This is a genomic window from Thermovibrio ammonificans HB-1, from assembly GCF_000185805.1.
In the GTDB taxonomy this organism is placed as follows: Bacteria; Aquificota; Aquificia; order Desulfurobacteriales; family Desulfurobacteriaceae; genus Thermovibrio; species Thermovibrio ammonificans.
Window position 1 is genome coordinate 1222319 of the sequence record NC_014926.1, and the last position, 15839, is coordinate 1238157.

The 15839-nt window shown below is 53.3% G+C and carries 15 protein-coding genes; 6 read left to right on the forward strand and 9 right to left on the reverse strand.

Translation table 11 applies throughout. From position 1 onward, the window contains the following. Positions 1 to 12 precede the first annotated feature (12 nt). The gene (gene prfA / locus THEAM_RS06250; protein WP_013537992.1) at positions 13 to 1110 is read left to right on the forward strand and encodes a peptide chain release factor 1; all 1098 of its coding nucleotides are present in this window, start codon (positions 13 to 15) and stop codon (positions 1108 to 1110) included. Here prfA and THEAM_RS06255 read toward each other — a convergent pair. Next, positions 1107 to 1586, reverse strand: coding sequence for a DUF2628 domain-containing protein (locus THEAM_RS06255; protein ID WP_013537993.1), 480 nt, complete (start codon positions 1584 to 1586; stop codon positions 1107 to 1109). The genes prfA and THEAM_RS06255 overlap by 4 nt on opposite strands. Before the next feature lie 82 nt (positions 1587 to 1668). On the opposite strand from THEAM_RS06255, the gene THEAM_RS06260 reads away from it, so the two are divergent. The 4 genes from THEAM_RS06260 to metG all read left to right on the forward strand — a co-directional run bounded on the left by THEAM_RS06260 (position 1669) and on the right by metG (position 6171). Beyond that, positions 1669 to 2799 carry a radical SAM/SPASM domain-containing protein gene (locus THEAM_RS06260; protein ID WP_013537994.1) on the forward strand — a complete coding sequence of 377 codons (1131 nt, stop codon included), beginning with the start codon at positions 1669 to 1671 and terminating at the stop codon, positions 2797 to 2799. Beyond that, positions 2783 to 3706, forward strand: a complete 924-nt coding sequence (locus THEAM_RS06265) for a hypothetical protein (protein ID WP_013537995.1) — start codon at positions 2783 to 2785, stop codon at positions 3704 to 3706. Before THEAM_RS06260 ends, THEAM_RS06265 begins: the two co-directional genes overlap by 17 nt. Further along, complete coding sequence (locus THEAM_RS06270; protein ID WP_013537996.1) at positions 3707 to 4525, forward strand: 2,3,4,5-tetrahydropyridine-2,6-dicarboxylate N-succinyltransferase; 819 nt, start codon at positions 3707 to 3709, stop codon at positions 4523 to 4525. It abuts the gene before it with no gap. A gap of 65 nt (positions 4526 to 4590) precedes the next feature. Continuing rightward, positions 4591 to 6171, forward strand: a complete 1581-nt coding sequence (gene metG, locus THEAM_RS06275; protein ID WP_013537997.1) for a methionine--tRNA ligase — start codon at positions 4591 to 4593, stop codon at positions 6169 to 6171. 26 nt (positions 6172 to 6197) lie between these two features. Here metG and THEAM_RS06280 read toward each other — a convergent pair whose 3' ends face one another. The 6 genes from THEAM_RS06280 to THEAM_RS06305 are packed head-to-tail and all read right to left on the reverse strand — an operon-like array spanning position 6198 to position 13305. After that, complete coding sequence (locus tag THEAM_RS06280) at positions 6198 to 7049, reverse strand: endo alpha-1,4 polygalactosaminidase (RefSeq protein ID WP_013537998.1); 852 nt, start codon at positions 7047 to 7049, stop codon at positions 6198 to 6200. Continuing rightward, positions 6994 to 8253, reverse strand: a complete 1260-nt coding sequence (gene ahcY / locus THEAM_RS06285; RefSeq protein ID WP_013537999.1) for an adenosylhomocysteinase — start codon at positions 8251 to 8253, stop codon at positions 6994 to 6996. Before ahcY ends, THEAM_RS06280 begins: the two co-directional genes overlap by 56 nt. A 9-nt stretch (positions 8254 to 8262) precedes the next feature. Continuing rightward, the gene (gene lpxD / locus THEAM_RS06290) at positions 8263 to 9273 is read right to left on the reverse strand and encodes a UDP-3-O-(3-hydroxymyristoyl)glucosamine N-acyltransferase (protein ID WP_013538000.1); all 1011 of its coding nucleotides are present in this window, start codon (positions 9271 to 9273) and stop codon (positions 8263 to 8265) included. Next, complete coding sequence (locus THEAM_RS06295) at positions 9270 to 9803, reverse strand: OmpH/Skp family outer membrane protein (protein ID WP_013538001.1); 534 nt, start codon at positions 9801 to 9803, stop codon at positions 9270 to 9272. The genes lpxD and THEAM_RS06295 overlap by 4 nt, the downstream gene beginning before the upstream one ends. 19 nt (positions 9804 to 9822) lie before the next feature. Next, complete coding sequence (gene bamA / locus THEAM_RS06300; RefSeq protein ID WP_013538002.1) at positions 9823 to 12117, reverse strand: outer membrane protein assembly factor BamA; 2295 nt, start codon at positions 12115 to 12117, stop codon at positions 9823 to 9825. Positions 12118 to 12150: 33 nt separating this feature from the next. Further along, the gene (locus THEAM_RS06305; protein WP_013538003.1) at positions 12151 to 13305 is read right to left on the reverse strand and encodes a sensor histidine kinase; all 1155 of its coding nucleotides are present in this window, start codon (positions 13303 to 13305) and stop codon (positions 12151 to 12153) included. Positions 13306 to 13379: 74 nt separating this feature from the next. Here THEAM_RS06305 and gap point away from each other — a divergent pair, with 74 nt between their 5' ends. Then, positions 13380 to 14387 (forward strand): type I glyceraldehyde-3-phosphate dehydrogenase, encoded by a 1008-nt coding sequence (gene gap, locus THEAM_RS06310; RefSeq protein ID WP_013538004.1) that lies wholly within the window; start codon positions 13380 to 13382, stop codon positions 14385 to 14387. Here the strand turns inward: gap and THEAM_RS06315 are convergent. Together THEAM_RS06315 and nadC are read right to left on the reverse strand one after the other, a co-directional pair. After that, entirely contained in the window at positions 14384 to 14989 is a 606-nt protein-coding gene (locus THEAM_RS06315) for a CvpA family protein (RefSeq protein WP_013538005.1), read from the reverse strand. The two genes, gap and THEAM_RS06315, sit on opposite strands and share 4 nt — an antisense overlap. Continuing rightward, positions 14961 to 15830 carry a carboxylating nicotinate-nucleotide diphosphorylase gene (nadC, locus tag THEAM_RS06320; RefSeq protein ID WP_013538006.1) on the reverse strand — a complete coding sequence of 290 codons (870 nt, stop codon included), beginning with the start codon at positions 15828 to 15830 and terminating at the stop codon, positions 14961 to 14963. The genes THEAM_RS06315 and nadC overlap by 29 nt, the downstream gene beginning before the upstream one ends. Positions 15831 to 15839: the final 9 nt, after the last annotated feature.

Here is a 15839-nt window from a genome sequence, read left to right on the forward strand (position 1 = left end):
TCGGGGGAGCAGATGGAGAAGGCCATAGAGAGCAGGCTCGAGAAGATAGCGAAGAAGTTTAAGGAGATAGAGGAGAACTTAGGGAAGCCGGAGGTGATAGCCGACCAGAAGAAGTTCCAGACGCTGGCCAAGGAACACAAAGAGCTTCAACCCATATACGACACCTACATGGAGTACAAGAAAACCCGCCAGGGGATAGAAGAGGCCCTGGAGATTATCGAAGCGGGCGAGGAAGAAGAGCTGGTAGAGCTTGCAAAGGAAGAGAAGAAGGAGCTCGAAAAGCGGGCGGAGGAGCTAGAGGGTGAGCTCAAAAAACTCCTCATTCCTAAAGACCCCAACGACGAAAAGAACGTAATCCTCGAAATCCGTGCAGGAGCCGGCGGAGAGGAAGCGGCCCTGTTTGCCCAAGACCTTTTCAGGATGTACTGCCGCTACGCAGAAAGGAAGGGTTGGAAGGTTGAAATCCTCTCCATGAACGAAACCGGCCTCGGGGGCATAAAAGAGGTTGTTGCAACCATCTCCGGCAAAGGGGCGTACTCGAGGCTCAAGTACGAATCGGGAGTTCACAGGGTTCAGCGGATTCCGGTAACCGAATCGGGCGGCCGCATCCACACCTCCACCGCCACCGTAGCCATACTGCCCGAAGCGGAGGAGGTTGAAATAGAGATAAAGGAGAGCGACCTGAAGATAGACACCTACCGCTCCTCCGGAGCAGGCGGACAGCACGTTAACACAACCGATTCCGCCGTACGGATTACCCACCTGCCAACCGGCATAGTAGTAACCTGCTCAAACGAGCGCTCCCAGATTCAAAACAGGATAAAGGCGATGAAGATACTCAGAGCCCGCCTGAAGGAGCTCTACGAGAGGCAGCAGAAGGAGAAGATGGACTCTGCAAGGAAGGCCCAAGTAGGTTCGGGAGACAGAAGCGAGAAGATAAGAACCTACAACTTCCCCGAGGGCAGGGTAACCGACCACAGGATAAAGCTGACCCTTTACAACCTTCAGGAGTTCCTCGACGGCGACCTGGACGAGATGATAGACGCCCTTGCAGCGGCCGAACAGGCCAAAAAGATTGAGGCCCTTATGGACGAAGAGGGGCAGGCTTAGAACCTGCCTCCCCTCATAGACACCTCAAGGGCAGCACCTACAAGGCTGAAGAGGATAGCCATAATAAACACAATAACTACGCCGCCTATAGAGGTTCCCCCCTTCTTTATCACCATCAGCTTGAAGGTCTCTTCGTCGGGGTACTCCTCTTTAAGCTGAACCAGAGTCTCGTAGGTATACCTGCCGTAGAGGTAGTTCCCCAGCATCGCCACGCCGAACCACAGGGCAAGGGCAACGAGCAGCCCCACAACCGGCAGGTAGTCGAGAATGGACAGGGCCAAAACTATGGCGGAGTAGAGGTACATCTTCCTGTAGCCCATCCAGAAAACCCCGAACGCAAAGGCAGCCCAGTTCCAGGAAATCTTTGAACCGGTTTTCGCCATGAGCTTCCACTTGGAAACGTAGTAGTCGGCGTTCTTCTGAACGAAAGAGCGAACGGTCTCCTCTCCGAACTCCTCAAACAGCCTGTTTAGCACCAGACACCCCCGAAGTTATAATTTGTCTACTGTATAGAATTATCGTTATTTTAACTACCAATTCAAACCGCAGGAGAAGAGAATGGGACAGAGAGAGGAGTTCATACCCAAGTGGGTGGCTTGGGAGATAACGAGGCGCTGTAACCTCCAGTGTATCCACTGCCGCTCGGCCTCAACCATGGAGTCGGAGCAGGGAGACTTCTCAACGGAAGACGGCAAAAAGCTCCTTGACGACATAGCGAAGCTCTCAAAACCCACCGTAGTTTTAACCGGCGGAGAGCCCCTCCTCAGGGAGGATATCTGGGAGCTTGCCGAGTACGGAACGAAACTGGGATTCAGAATGTGCATAGCCACAAACGGCACCCTTGTAGACGACGAAGTGTGTCGCAAGATGAAAGAGGTAGGCATAAGAATGGTCTCCCTCTCCCTCGACGGCTCAACGCCCGAAATCCACGACGACTTCCGGAAACAGCCGGGAGCCTACGAAGGGGTGATAAAGGCGGCGGAGCTCTTTAACAAACACGGGATTCCCTTCCTCATAAACTCCTCGTTCACAAAGAGGAACGCCCACGACATTCCCAACGTTTACAAAAAAGCCAGGGAGCTGGGTGCCAAGGCCTGGTACATGTTCCTCGTTCTCCCGGTAGGAAGGGGAGAGGAGGCAAACGCCGAGCTACTCAATGCAGAGGAGGCCGAGTACTGGCTCAACTGGCACTACGAGCTCGAGAAGGAGCTCATCCTCAAGGGCGACAACACAATCCTTGTAAGGCCCACCTGTGCCCCCCACTACTACAGAATCTTCTACCAGAACGCAAAAAGGGACGGACTCGACCTTAAAAGGCGCAACCTGGTGTTCGGAACCGGAGGGGGCAAAGGGTGCGTAGCGGGCCAGTCGATAGCCTACATCGACTGCCACGGCTGGCTCAGACCCTGCAGTTACTTCCCCATATCCGACGTTAACGTTTTCGACGTTCCGTTCCACGAGGCGTGGTTCAAGTCTAAGATAATGCAGGACATGAGGAGGTTCGACCAGTTTAAGGGGCGCTGCGGCCAGTGTGAGTTCCTGAAGATATGCAACGGCTGTAGAGTAAGGGCTTACTGGGAGCACGGCGACTACATGGAGGAAGACCCCATCTGCCGCTACGTACCCGTTAAGATGAGGGTCGGGGTTAAGAACACGCTTTCCCTCTTAAAGGATGGAGAAAACGGCTAAGGAAACGGTAAAACTCTTGGAGGCCCTGCTCTCCGATTCCCTACTGAAAGGAGGGCTGGCCCTCTTTTTAATCGTTGTAGCAGACGGGTTCTGGAGCCTCGTTTTCAGGCTACTGGGGGGAAACGGAGAGAGCTTCCTCTTCACCTCCGAAACCCTCTCCAAGCTCAAAGAGCTACTAAGCTACACCTGGGGAAGCGAACCGGCGTCGGGGGTTGTCTCGCTCATCACCTTCTTCCTGCTCTACTTAACCCTCTGGTCTGTGGGAACCGTTATCCAGGTCCTCCGTCAGCCCCTCGTTTACGAAAAGCTGAAAACCTCCTACAAGCCCTGGCTTTTAATCGAAACCTCCGTTGTTAGAAGGTACTACGAGCTTGTAGAGAGGGTGGTTCCTACACTGGGAACCGCAGGGGAGTGCCAGCAGCCCGGGAAGTTACTAACCACCTGCTACGGTTACAGCGACTACCTCCTATACCAGCTGCTCGCCGTAAAGGGCTTTAAGCCAAAAGAAAGGGCAGCCGAGGAGTTCGACTCCCTCTCCTTCCTGTGGAGCGGATCGGCCCTGGTTGTGCCGATAACCCTCATCCCCTACATAAGGGGCTGCCCGGGGTTAACGGTGACCTTTTCGCTGGTGTTTGCACTCTTAGTGATGGTGGCCCTGCTGCCCGCCGAAGCTCCGCCGATGGAGCCCGTTACCTTCACGGCGGTAACCTTTCTGGCTGCGGCAGTCTTTATCCTGCTTGCAAAGCTCAACGGCTCCCCCTTACCCCTTACGGTATCGGCAGCGTGCCTCTTCCTTACCCTGTGGCAGCTGGGAGTTAGCCTAACGGCCCACAGACTGCTGAGCAGAAACCTAAGACAGCTCATAGCCTACTGCTATAATAGCTCCAACCAAAAGCAGGAGGGGTAAATGGAAGAGCTTAAACAGCTGATAGAGGAGGCCTGGACAAACAGGGAGCTCCTTAAAGAGGAGAAATACAAAGAGGCCGTAAGGGCGGTAATAGAGCTCCTCGATAAAGGCAAGGTAAGGGTTGCAGAGAGAATAAGCGTCGGTAACTGGAAGGTCAACGACTGGGTAAAGAAGGCGATTCTCCTCTTCTTCCCCATATCAGAGATGAAGGTTATGGAAGTGGGGCCCTTTGAGTACTACGATAAAATCCCACTGAAAAAAGGGTGGGAGAAGCTCGGCGTTAGGGTAGTTCCGCCTGCAACTGCCCGTTACGGCTCGTTCATAGAGCCCGGAGCAATCCTCATGCCTTCTTACGTTAACATCGGAGCCTACGTAGGTTCCGGAACCCTTGTAGACACTTGGGCCACCGTAGGTTCCTGTGCCCAGATAGGTAAGAACGTTCACCTGTCGGGCGGTGTCGGAATCGGAGGAGTTTTAGAGCCACCCAACGCCACCCCAGTTATAGTAGAGGACAACTGCTTCATAGGCTCAAGGTGCATAATAGTGGAAGGTGCGGTAATCGAGGAAGAGGCGGTCTTAGGAGCAGGCGTGGTTATAACCTCCTCCACCCCCATAATAGATGTAACGGGAGATGAGCCGGTAGTTTACAAGGGTAGAGTTCCGGCAAGGAGCGTTGTGATACCGGGAACAAGGGTCAAGAAGTTCCCCGCGGGAGAGTACCACCTCCCGTGCGCCCTCATAATAGGAAAGAGGAAGGAGTCTACAGATAAGAAGACCTCCCTCAACGAAGTTCTCAGAGAGTTCAACGTTCCTGTGTAGAATCGGGGGGCTTCTGCCCCCTTCCATAAATTCCTGCCGAAAACCAAACTCAAGGAGGCTCGGTCTTGAGCGAGAAGTTCTACGTAACAACCCCAATATACTACGTTAACGATAAACCCCACCTGGGACACGCCTACACAACAACGGCAGCCGACGTTGTTGCAAGGTTCAACAGGTTCCTCGGAAGGGACGTATTCTTCCTGACGGGAACCGACGAACACGGCCAGAAGATTCAGCAGGCGGCCGAGAAGATGGGGATGTCTCCCAAGGAGTTCGTAGACCGGCTCGTGCCTGTTTTTAAGAAGCTCTGGGAGGTTCTCAACATCTCCTACGACCACTTCATAAGAACAACCGACCCGGAGCACGTAAAGGCGGTTCAACACATCTTTATGAAGTGTTACGAGAACGGAGACATATACCTCGGTGAGTATGAAGGGTGGTACTGTATCCCCTGCGAAACCTACTACACCGAAAAAGACCTCATAGACGGTAAACTCTGTCCCGCCTGCAAGAGGGAAGTAACGAGGGTAAAAGAGGAAAGCTACTTCTTCAGGCTCAGCAAATACCAAGACAAACTCCTTGAGCTCTACGAAAAGAACCCCGACTTCATAGGGCCCGAGTTCCGCAGGAACGAAGTTATCAACTTCGTTAAACAGGGTCTCAAGGATTTATCAATCTCAAGGACCAGCTTTAGCTGGGGCATTCCGGTTCCCATAAACGAAAAGCACGTTATCTACGTGTGGTTCGACGCCCTCACGAACTACCTTACCGCAGTAGGCTACCCGGACGATACAGAGAGACTCAACCGCTACTGGCCGGCCGACCTCCACTTGGTCGGTAAAGACATTTTAAGGTTCCACGCCGTTTACTGGCCGGCGTTCCTGATGTCCGCAGGCCTTCCGGTTCCGAAGAGGGTCTTTGCCCACGGCTGGTGGACTGTTGAAGGCGAGAAGATGAGTAAATCTAAGGGAAACGTGGTAGACCCCTTCGAGGTTGTGGAGAAGTTCGGCGTAGACCAGGTCAGGTTCTTCCTCTTCAGAGAAGTCTCCTTCGGACTCGACGGCGACTTCAGCTACGAGAAGCTGGTGGCAAGGATAAACGGCGAACTTGCAAACGACCTGGGCAACCTGTTCAACAGAACCCTCTCTATGCTGAAGAAGTACAGGAAGAGCGTTGTCCCCGAGCCGAAAGGGGAGTTTGACGAGCTCGATAAGAAAATAGCGAATAAAGCCCTTGCAACGCTGAAGGCCCTCAAAGAGCTTATCCCCAGGGCCGAGCTCTCAAAAGCCCTGGACGAGATATGGCAGTTTGTGGGCTTTGTTAACTACTACATAGACAGAAGGGCACCCTGGAGTCTGAAGAAGGAGGGGAAAGACGCAGAGCTTGACACGGTTCTCTACAACATGGTTGAGGCCCTGAGGTTCATCACCGCCTTCCTCTACCCGTACATGCCAGCTTCAGCCGAGAAGATGGTTCAGCTCCTCAAACTGGATACAAAGGCCCAAGAACTCCGGGCGGAGCAGTTTGAGAGCTGGGGCGGAATAGAGCCAGGAAGGGAAGTTGAGAAGGGAGGAATCCTCTTCCCGCGCATAGAGTTCAACCCCGAAACGGGAGAAGTTAAGCTGGCAAAAACAAAAAAAGGTTAAATTTGCGGCGGGGCCATCCCCGCCGACTACTTAAAAATCCCGTACCTGCAGTCGAAAACGAAAGAGCCGTTGAGGTTCTTTGGGTAAACGGCCATCTCTATTTTCAACAACTCGGAGTAGTTGCACATCCTCTCAAAGTTCTTCCCGACAAGGAGACTCTTATCGTACTCAACGTCGAACACGGGCTTTCCCCGCCTCACAAAGGGCAGGTAGTAGAAACACTCGCCGAAAGCGTAACACTGCTCAACAATCGCAAAATCGAAGTAGGGAGAGAGAAGCTCTGCCTGAAGGGGGTCGTTCTTCAGGGCAACGAGCAGACCGAGCCTGTGGGCCGACTCTGCAAGGAAGAGGTTGTAGTCTGCCTGCTGGGCGAAGGTAATCGAGAAACCGGTATTCTGTGTGAAAAGGTCTACGTTGTCGGGCTCAACTCCATCGCACCCTTTTAAGACCGCAAGCTCAAGCCTTTTGAGCATAAGTTCCCTGACTACTGGAGAGTTTACGTTAAGCCACCGCTCACCGGGCCAGCCTTCAACCGGCTTGCCCACTGCATCCTTTGGGAAGAGCTTCGCATCGGGACGCCAAACTTCCAAAGTTCCGGCACTGAAGTAACAGATAACTTTTTTTCCCTCCTCCTTTAAACGCTCTATCTCAGCTGCAGGGGTGTCGAAAAGGTCAACGTCGTAAACGGTTGCGGGAATATCCGAGCGGAGCTTCCCGGTAAGCTGGTAGTAGAAGGTGTCTGCCAGAGTTAAAACCGGAGGGGAGTGAGCCTCCCCTCCGGCTGCGGAGGTGAAAAGGGAGGAAAGGAAGAGGAGAAGAAGGCTAAGTGCCCATCTCCCAAGAGTTGAGGTACTCAACCTGTTCGGGTGTAAGTTCATCTATCTCTATACCCATAGCGTCCAGTTTCAGCCTGGCCACCTCTCTGTCTATCTGTTCGGGAACAACGTAAACATCGGGCTTTAAGCCCTTACCGTTTTTAACCAGGTACTCGGCAGAGAGGGCTTGGTTGGCAAAGCTCATATCCATAACGGAGGCGGGGTGTCCCTCGGCAGCGGCAAGGTTAACGAGCCGGCCCTCTGCAAGCAGGTAGATTCTCCTGCCGTCGGGTAGTTTATACTCGTCTACAAAGGGCCTTACGCGCCTCTTTTCAACGGCCATCTCCTCGAGGGCGGGTATGTCTATCTCAACGTTGAAGTGGCCGGAGTTGCACACTATCGCACCGTCTTTCATAAGCTCAAAGTGCTCCCTCCTTATAACGTGGATGTTGCCCGTAACGGTACAGAAGATATCCCCAAGCTTTGCGGCCTCAGCCATGGGCATAACCCTGAAGCCGTCCATCCTCGCCTCTATCGCCTTTATGGGGTCTACCTCCGTCACTATAACCTCGGCCCCCATACCTTTGGCCCTCATGGCCACGCCCTTACCGCACCAGCCGTAACCTGCAACCACAAAAACGGAGCCGGCAATGAGCCTGTTGGTGGCCCTTAAAATGCCGTCTATTGTGGATTGGCCGGTTCCGTACCTGTTGTCGAACAGGTGCTTTGTAAGGGCTTCATTAACGGCAATAACTGGGAACTTAAGGGCTCCACTCTTTGCCATGGCCCTGAGGCGGATAACCCCGGTTGTGGTCTCCTCGGTTCCGCCGATTACGTTGGGAATAAGCTCCTGGTGCTTCATGTGGAGGGTGGAGATGAGGTCTGCACCGTCGTCCATTGTAATTTGGGGCTTACGGCTCAGAACCTCCTCTATGTGCATGTAGTAGGTCTGCTCGTCTTCCCCTTTAATTGCAAATACGGGAATGTCGTAGTACTTAACGAGTGCGGCTGCAACGTCGTCTTGAGTGGAGAGGGGGTTGGAGGCACACAGGTAGACGTCGGCTCCCCCCTCCTTTAGAGTCCTCATCAGGTTCGCCGTTTCGGTTGTAACGTGAAGGCAAGCCCCTATGGTAATCCCCTTCAGGGGTTTTTCCTTGATGAAACGCTCCCTTATCTTCTTCCTGAGAACGGGCATGTCCATCTCTGCCCACTCAATCCTGTTCTTCCCCTGCTCCGCAAGAGAAAGGTCCTTTACGTGGTACTCCATATTCCCTCCCTATCTCTTTATGACTCTGGCAAGCTCTTTGATTTTCTGGTAAAGCTCGGGAAGCCTGTCTACAAGGGCCTGGATTCTGCGCCACTCCTTGTAAGGCCTTGCCGGAAAGCCTGCATAGGTGCCCGGCTCCTTAATGCTCTTTGTGATACCGGCCTTTGCGGCAACGGTTACGTTGCTGGCTATCTCTATATGGCCGGCAACCCCCACCTTACCGGCAAGAGTAACAAAGTCGCCTATTTTCGTGCTCCCCGAGATTCCAACCTGGGAAACGATAAAACAGTACCTACCTATCTTAACGTTGTGGCCTATCTGAACGAGGTTGTCTATTTTGGTGCCCTCGCCGATTACCGTATCACCAATCGTTCCCCTGTCTATGGTGGTGTTGGCCCCTATCTCGACGAGGTCCTCTATAACAACGCCGCCGGTTTGGGGGATTTTGTATATCTTCTTCTCCTCCTTGCTGAAGGCGTAGCCGAAACCGTCGGAACCTACAACCGCGCCGGCGTGAATCCTTACGGCCCTGCCTATCTTCACCCGGTCGTAAATTTTTACCCCGGGGAACAGAACGGTTCCGTCGCCTATACGGCAGTTACGCCCCACGTAGACCCCGGGGAAGAGGTAAACCTCTCTGCCTATAACGGTTCCCTCGCCGATGTAAACGTTGGGGCCTATGTAACAGTCTTTCCCGATTTCTACACCTTCGCAGATGTGGGCGCTGTCGGACACGCCCGGGGCGGGCAGAGTTTCCGGGTTGAAAAGGTCTAAGAGCTTGGCGAAGGCCACGTAAGGCTCTTTACAGACGAGCTGAGGAAGCTCAAGACCTTCTATAGGCTCGCCGACGAGAACGGCCGAAGCCTTTGTGCTTTTAAGGAATTTTCTGTACTTAGGATTTGTCAGGAAAGTTATCTGCCCAGGCCCGGCAGAGTGGATTTCGGCAACGCCTTTTATGGTAACGGAGTCGTCGCCTATAACCCTGCAGCCGAGAACCTGGGCTATCTCCCCTAACCTCATCTTCCCGCCTGCTGATTGTAGAGTTTAATTATGGTATCGGTAAGGTCCAACTTCGGGTCGGCGGCTATAACGCCGGCCTCCCTCGGGTCCAGTATAACGGGGATGTTTTTTTCCTTGCGGTACTTGCGGATAAGCTCCACAAGTTCCTTGAGTATCTGGTTGGTGTACTTCTGCTCGAGCTGGGCTATTTCGAGCTGGGTCTCCTGCTTGAACTGCCTTATCTGGCTGAGTTTCTTCTGAAGCTCAAGCTCTTTCTTGTCTTTCTCGGTTTGGCTGAGAACGGGGCTCTGAAGCTCCTTCTGGAGCTTCCTTACCTCGGCCTCCATCTGCTTGAGCTTCTGCTTCGCCTTGGCTATCTTCGCATCTATCAGGGCCCTTGCCTGCTTACCCTTGTTAGACTCGTTAAGGGCCCTCTGAAGGTTAACAAAGTAGACTTCGTACTTAACGGCCTCGGCAGCACAAACGGTCGAGTAGGGCGCAAACGTTCCTGCCAAAACCGTAACGGCAAGTGCCAAAAGCGCTTTTCTCATACTCTATCCTCCAATCTCGTTAGAAGTAGCTTCCCATGCCGAAGTGCCACTCGGAGGCACTCTCTCCGGGCTTCCTGTCGAGCTTCCAGCCCAGGTCGAGCCTTATGGGCCCCATCGGCGTCAGTACCCTGAGGCCAACACCGGCCGACTTCCTGAGCCTGCCCAAGTCGTACTTATCCCACCAGCCTCCTCCAACATCTACAAAGGCTATAAGCCTGAGCATCTTGGTAACGTCGTAACCCAGCTGGAAGTTGAAAATGAGCTCCCTGTTGGCTCCCTCGGGGTCACCGTTGGAGTCCTTCGGGCCGGCCTCACCCCACTTGAATCCCCTTATAGTGGTATCGCCGCCTACGTAGAACCTGTAGTCTATCGGCAGCCGGCTCGTTCCGCCGAAGGCGCTCGCGTAGCCGATGCGGGCGTGAACCGAGGCGACGAAGGGAAGTTCCCAGTCAACGGGCAGGTCGTTTAAGTTGAAGTAGTAAGCGTAGTCGCCAACCAGCTTGTAAAAGTCCCTGTCTCCGCCGAAAACGTTACTGGCCACCTGCAGGGTAGTGCGGAAGTAGGTTCCCCTGTGGGGGAGGAACCTGTTATCCCTGAGGTCCCGGGAAACAAAGGTGGTAACCATTCCTATACGGTGGGTCCCCTCTTCGCTCTTTACAATGTCGGGGGCCGTATCGCTTATGTCGGTAATCTTATCCCTCTCTATGAGGTAACCCAGACCTACGTTCCAGTCTTCCCTCCAGCGGCGGCTTACAAGGGCGGAAAAGCCGGTCTTCTTGGTCGTGTAGGTGAAGTACTCGTACCTGTTGTGGTAGAGGCCCAGAGAGAGGGTCTGGGGCCTGTCGAGCCACCACATATGGTTATAGGAAAGGGAGAAGTCGAAGACCCTTGAACCGGCCTGCAGGCTGATGGAGCCGGAGTCTCCGGTCCCGAACAGGTTCCCCTTAGAGATGCTCGCCATCGCAACCAGCTTTGAAACAGAGCTGTAGCCCGCACCTATAGAGAAAACGCCAGTCAGGCGCTCCTTAACGTCAACGTCTACATCAACCTTGTTAGTTCCCTCAATAACTTTAGGCTTAACCTCAACGTTCTCAAAGTAGCCGGTGTTAAAGAGCCTCCTGACGGAGCGCTCAAGGCGAACCGTGTTGAAAACGCCGGTCTCGTAAAGGTCGAGCTCCCTCCTTATAGTCCTATCCCTCGTAGCCACGTTGCCGTGAATCCTTATCCACCTGATATAGGCCCGCTCACCTTCGTAAATGTGGAAGATAACGTCGGCCGTGTGCTTATCCGGGTGAAGCCTCACCTCGGGGTTTACAACGGCAAAGATGTAGCCCAGCTCTCCGTACTTTCTGATTATGCGCCTTTTGAGCTCCTCTATAGCCTTCTGGTTAAACCGCTTACCGGGCCTAACCTTCTTATCAAGCTTCAGGAAATCACGGGCACTGAAGAGCCTGTTGCCCTCAAAGAGTATCTTGCCGAACCTGTAGGGCTTACCCTCGTGTTTTATAACGTAAACAACTTTGTAGCAGTTGCCCTTCTCGTGAACAACAACCGGCTTACCCACCTCCACATCGAGGTAGCCGCGGCTGTAGTAGAGCTTCTTTATCCTCTCCACGTCCTTTTTAAGGTTCTCCTTGGAAAGGGGAGCTGTAAACCGCAGGTGGAGTATAGACTTCTCCTTGGTAACAAGCACATCCTTTATGTCGCTGGCAGATATGGCCTTGTTGCCCTTTATCTCTGTGTCGCAAACGGTGGCCTGCTTACCCTCGTTTATCACGAAGGTTGCAACCGCCTTCGTGGGGGAAACCCTCTCTATCGTGTAGTAGACCTCCGTTCCGGAGAAGCCGTGCTTGGCGTAGTAGGCCTTTATCTTCTGAACGAGTTTATCGAGGTACTTGTAGCTCAGAGGAGTCTGAAGTTTTGTTTCTTCTCCCTCCTCGGTAACAAGCCCGAGGGCCTTCTTAAGCTTCCGGGAGGAGACGTGCTTGTTCCCCTTAAAAACGATGTCGGTAATTATGGGCTTCTCCTTAACAAAGTACCTCAGGATAACGCCCTTTTTACCCTGCTTTACGTCAACCGATATGTTCTCGAAGTAGCCGAGCTTAAAGAGGGTTCTTATATCCTTGGCAACCTTCTCGGGTGAAAAAGTTGTTCCGGGCTTTTCGGATATGTAGTAGAGAATCGTGCTCTTCGGAACGAGCTCGTTGCCTATAACCTCTACTTTCTCAACCTTCTCGCCGACGAACTGCTCTTTAGCAAGGGAAGGGACAAAGAGCGCACAGAGAAGGAAAAGGCATAAAAACAGCTTCTTCATTCTGCCCCCACAGTGCGTGGTGGGTAAATATTATCACACGCCCCTTTTCGGAAGGTAAACGCGGAAACAGGTTCCCTCCCCCTCGCGGGTCTCAACCTCAACCTTACCTCCCATCTTGTCAACGGCCAGCTTCACTATCGAGAGGCCGAGCCCCGTTCCTCCCAGCTTCCTCGACCTCGAGCGCTCAACCCGGTAAAACCGCTCAAAGATGAAAGGCAGGTGGGACTTAGGAATACCGTAACCGGTATCGCAAACCGATATCTCAACCTCCTTGGCGTGCTCCCTGAAGGAGATTTCAATCTCTCCACCGTCCCTGTTGTACTTTATGGCGTTATCTATGAGGTTCTTCAAAACTGCATAGAGCATCTTCTCGTCGGCGTAAACGGCCGCCTCCTGGGGAACCGAGAGCTTCACCTTCAGCTGCTTCCTCACTATAAAGTCGGAGAGCCCCTTCAGTATCTCTCTTACAAGGGGGAGAAGCTCAACTTCCTGGAGCTTCACCGTAAGGTTTGTACTGTCGAGCCTCGAGAGGGTCAGGAAGTCCTCTATGAGCTGCTCCATGAAAGTAATCCTCTCAAGGGCCCTCTTAACGAAGTGGGAGGCCTTAGGGTTGTTACCACACTCCTCCTCAAGGGCTTCAAGGGAGAGCTTCAGGGCCGCAAGGGGCGTTTTGAGCTCGTGGGAGGCGTTGGCTATAAAGTCCTTTTTCAGGTTCTCATACTGCTTTATGGGCGTTAAGTCTATGAGGAGCAGAACCTTCTCGTCCATATCGGAGCCGAAAATTATCTGAACGTAACGGTCTTTAACCTTTTTCTCCTGCCACACCTTGTACTTCTCGTTAAAAGCCTCGTTTATGAGGGAGACTATGTCGAAGTTCTTTATCGCCTGGTAGAAGAACTTACCGGTATCCTCGGGCTTTATATCAAGGAGCTCCCTCGCAAACCGGTTGGTGAAAACAATCCTGCCGTAAGGGTCCATTATCACTATTCCCTCGCGAATGAGCGAGAGGGCACGGGCAAGGAGCTTAGAGCGGTCTACGGGGGGCTCCCGGCGTCGGAGCTCCCGCCTCAGCCGGCGCATCTGGTTCAGAAGCTCCCTCCTCTTACGCCTCTCGTAGAGAAAAGCAAGAGTGGCAACGGAGAAAAGCAGCACGAGAAATATGACCAGGGCGGTCAGAACACCTTCCAAGCCCTAACCCCTTTTGAGATTTCACCGTTTAAAGGTTATTATTGTAGAAAACCAACTATCCATAGGGAGGAGCTATGGCTGTTAAAGTAGCCATAAATGGATTCGGCAGAATCGGAAGGAGCTTCTACCGAATCGCCCACAGCCACCCCGAAATAGAGGTGGTTGCAATCAACGACCTTACAGACGCAAAAACCCTCGCCCACCTGCTCAAGTACGACTCGGTCCACGGCAGGTTCAACGCAGAAGTTTACGCCGAAGGAGACTCCATAGTAATAGACGGCAAGTCCATCAAGGTTTACGCCGACCCCAACCCCGAGGAGCTTCCCTGGGGTGAGCTGGGAGTAGACGTAGTTCTGGAGGCAACCGGAAGGTTCCGCGACAGGGAAGGTGCAAGCAAGCACCTTAAGGCCGGGGCAAAGAGGGTTGTAATCTCCGCACCGGCAAAGGAGCCCGACATAACAATCGTTATGGGCGTAAACAACAAAGAGTACGACCCCGAAAAGCACAGAATCGTATCCAACGCCTCCTGCACAACGAACTGCCTCGCCCCCGTTGCAAAGGTGCTCCTTGAGAAGTTCGGCATAGTTTCGGGTTTCCTCACAACGGTACACTCCTACACAATGGACCAGAGGCTCCTTGATGCTCCCCACAAAGACTTAAGGCGTGCAAGGGCTGCAGCCCTCTCGATGATTCCGACAACCACCGGAGCCGCAAAGGCCGTAGGCCTTGTAATCCCCGAGCTCAAAGGGAAGTTCAACGGAATCGCCATAAGGGTTCCCACTGCAGACGTTTCACTTATCGACTTCGTCTGCGAGGTTGAGAGGGAAGTTACCGTAGAGGAGGTAAACGCCGCCCTTAAAGAGGCCGCAGAGGGAGAGCTCAAAGGGATACTCGGATACAGCGAAGAGCCTCTGGTTTCCATAGACTACCTCGGCGACCCCCACTCCTCGATAGTTGACGGCCTCTCAACCGATGTAATCAACGGCAAGCTGGTTAAGGTTCTCGCCTGGTACGACAACGAGTGGGGCTACTCAAACAGGCTGGTAGACCTCATAGCCTACATGGCTTCCGTAGGCGTTTAGAGCTTCTTCTCCTCTTCCTTCAGCCGGGACTTGAGCCTGGGAGCTTCCTCCCGGGCCTTCCCTATAAGCCTGTACCAGTTCCTCACAAGGTATCCTTCGGCAATGCGCCAGTTCCTCAAAACCTTTTTATTCATATCGGGCAGGTACTCAAGGGCCTTATTTATAAGGGGAACGGTCATCCCGCCCAAGCTGGAGCGCTTTATCAGGTAGCCGTCGGGGGAGATAACCGCAACGATGAAAACGATAACGGCGGCTATGAAGTAGCCCCTGAAGATGCCGAAGAAGAAGCCGAGAACGTTGTTGATGAAGTTGAGGGCGGTTTTCCTGACCTTCCTGTCTATTAAAGAGGCGAAGTACTTGGCAACAAGGTAGAGAACCGTATAGACAACGGCCCCGGTAAAGAGGAGGGTTGTAGGGTCGGCGTAACCTACCAGCTTCTTGGCAACAAAGGGGGTGAGCTTATAGGCACCGTAGAGGCTGACCACCATTCCGGAAAGGGAGAGAAGCTCCTCTACGAGCCCCTTGTTAAAGCCCCTTATCAGGTTCCAACCGAGAATGATGATTATCAGGCCGTCAAGAACGTTCATCGTAGGCAGTCCCATCCCCACACACCTCTACGCTTAAATCGACCCAGGTAGCGGCAGTTATAAGCTTACTCGTGGAAACGTAGTCAACGGGAAGGGCGGCCACCCTCTTCAGGGTATCAAGGGTTATACCTCCCGACAGCTCAATTTTAACCGAGGAGCGCTTTCTTAAGAGCTCTACCGCCTCGGGAACTTCCTCAAGGGGCCAGTTGTCGAGCATAACTATGTCTACAAGGTCTAAAACGGGAAGGAGTTGGCGGAGCTCGTTCCAGTTCTGAACCTCCACCTCGACCTTTGCGGTTGCCGGCTTAACGGCACAAACCCGCCTGACGGCCTCCTCTACACCGCCGCAGGCTGCTATGTGGTTATCTTTAACCATAACGGCATCGTAAAGGCCGAACCGGTGGTTAAGGGCACCTCCCACCCTGGTGGCGTACTTCTCAAAGAGCCTGAGGCCGGGAGTCGTTTTTCTGGTGTCAAGGAGCTTCACCCGAGAGCCCTTCAGCGCCTCTACGAACCGTCTGGTGTTGGTGGCTATACCGCTTAAACGCTGAAGGAGGTTCAGAGCGGTTCTCTCACAGGTGAGAATCGAGGAAACCGGACCCTCAACTCTCGCGAAAACCGTCCCGGGCTTTAAAAGCTCCCCCTCACCCAAAAGGGGAGTAAACTCCACTGAAGGGTCGTAAAGGGAGAAGACCTTGCGAGCAAAGGGAAGGCCGCACAGGAGGCACTCCTCCTTGGCTATAAAAACGGCCTCTACCCTTTTGGAGGGCAGGGCGCTACTGGTAATATCCCCAACAACGCCCAGGTCTTCGTTGAGAAAGTTTACAATTAACTGCTCAACCAGAAGAGGGTTCACCGAAACCTC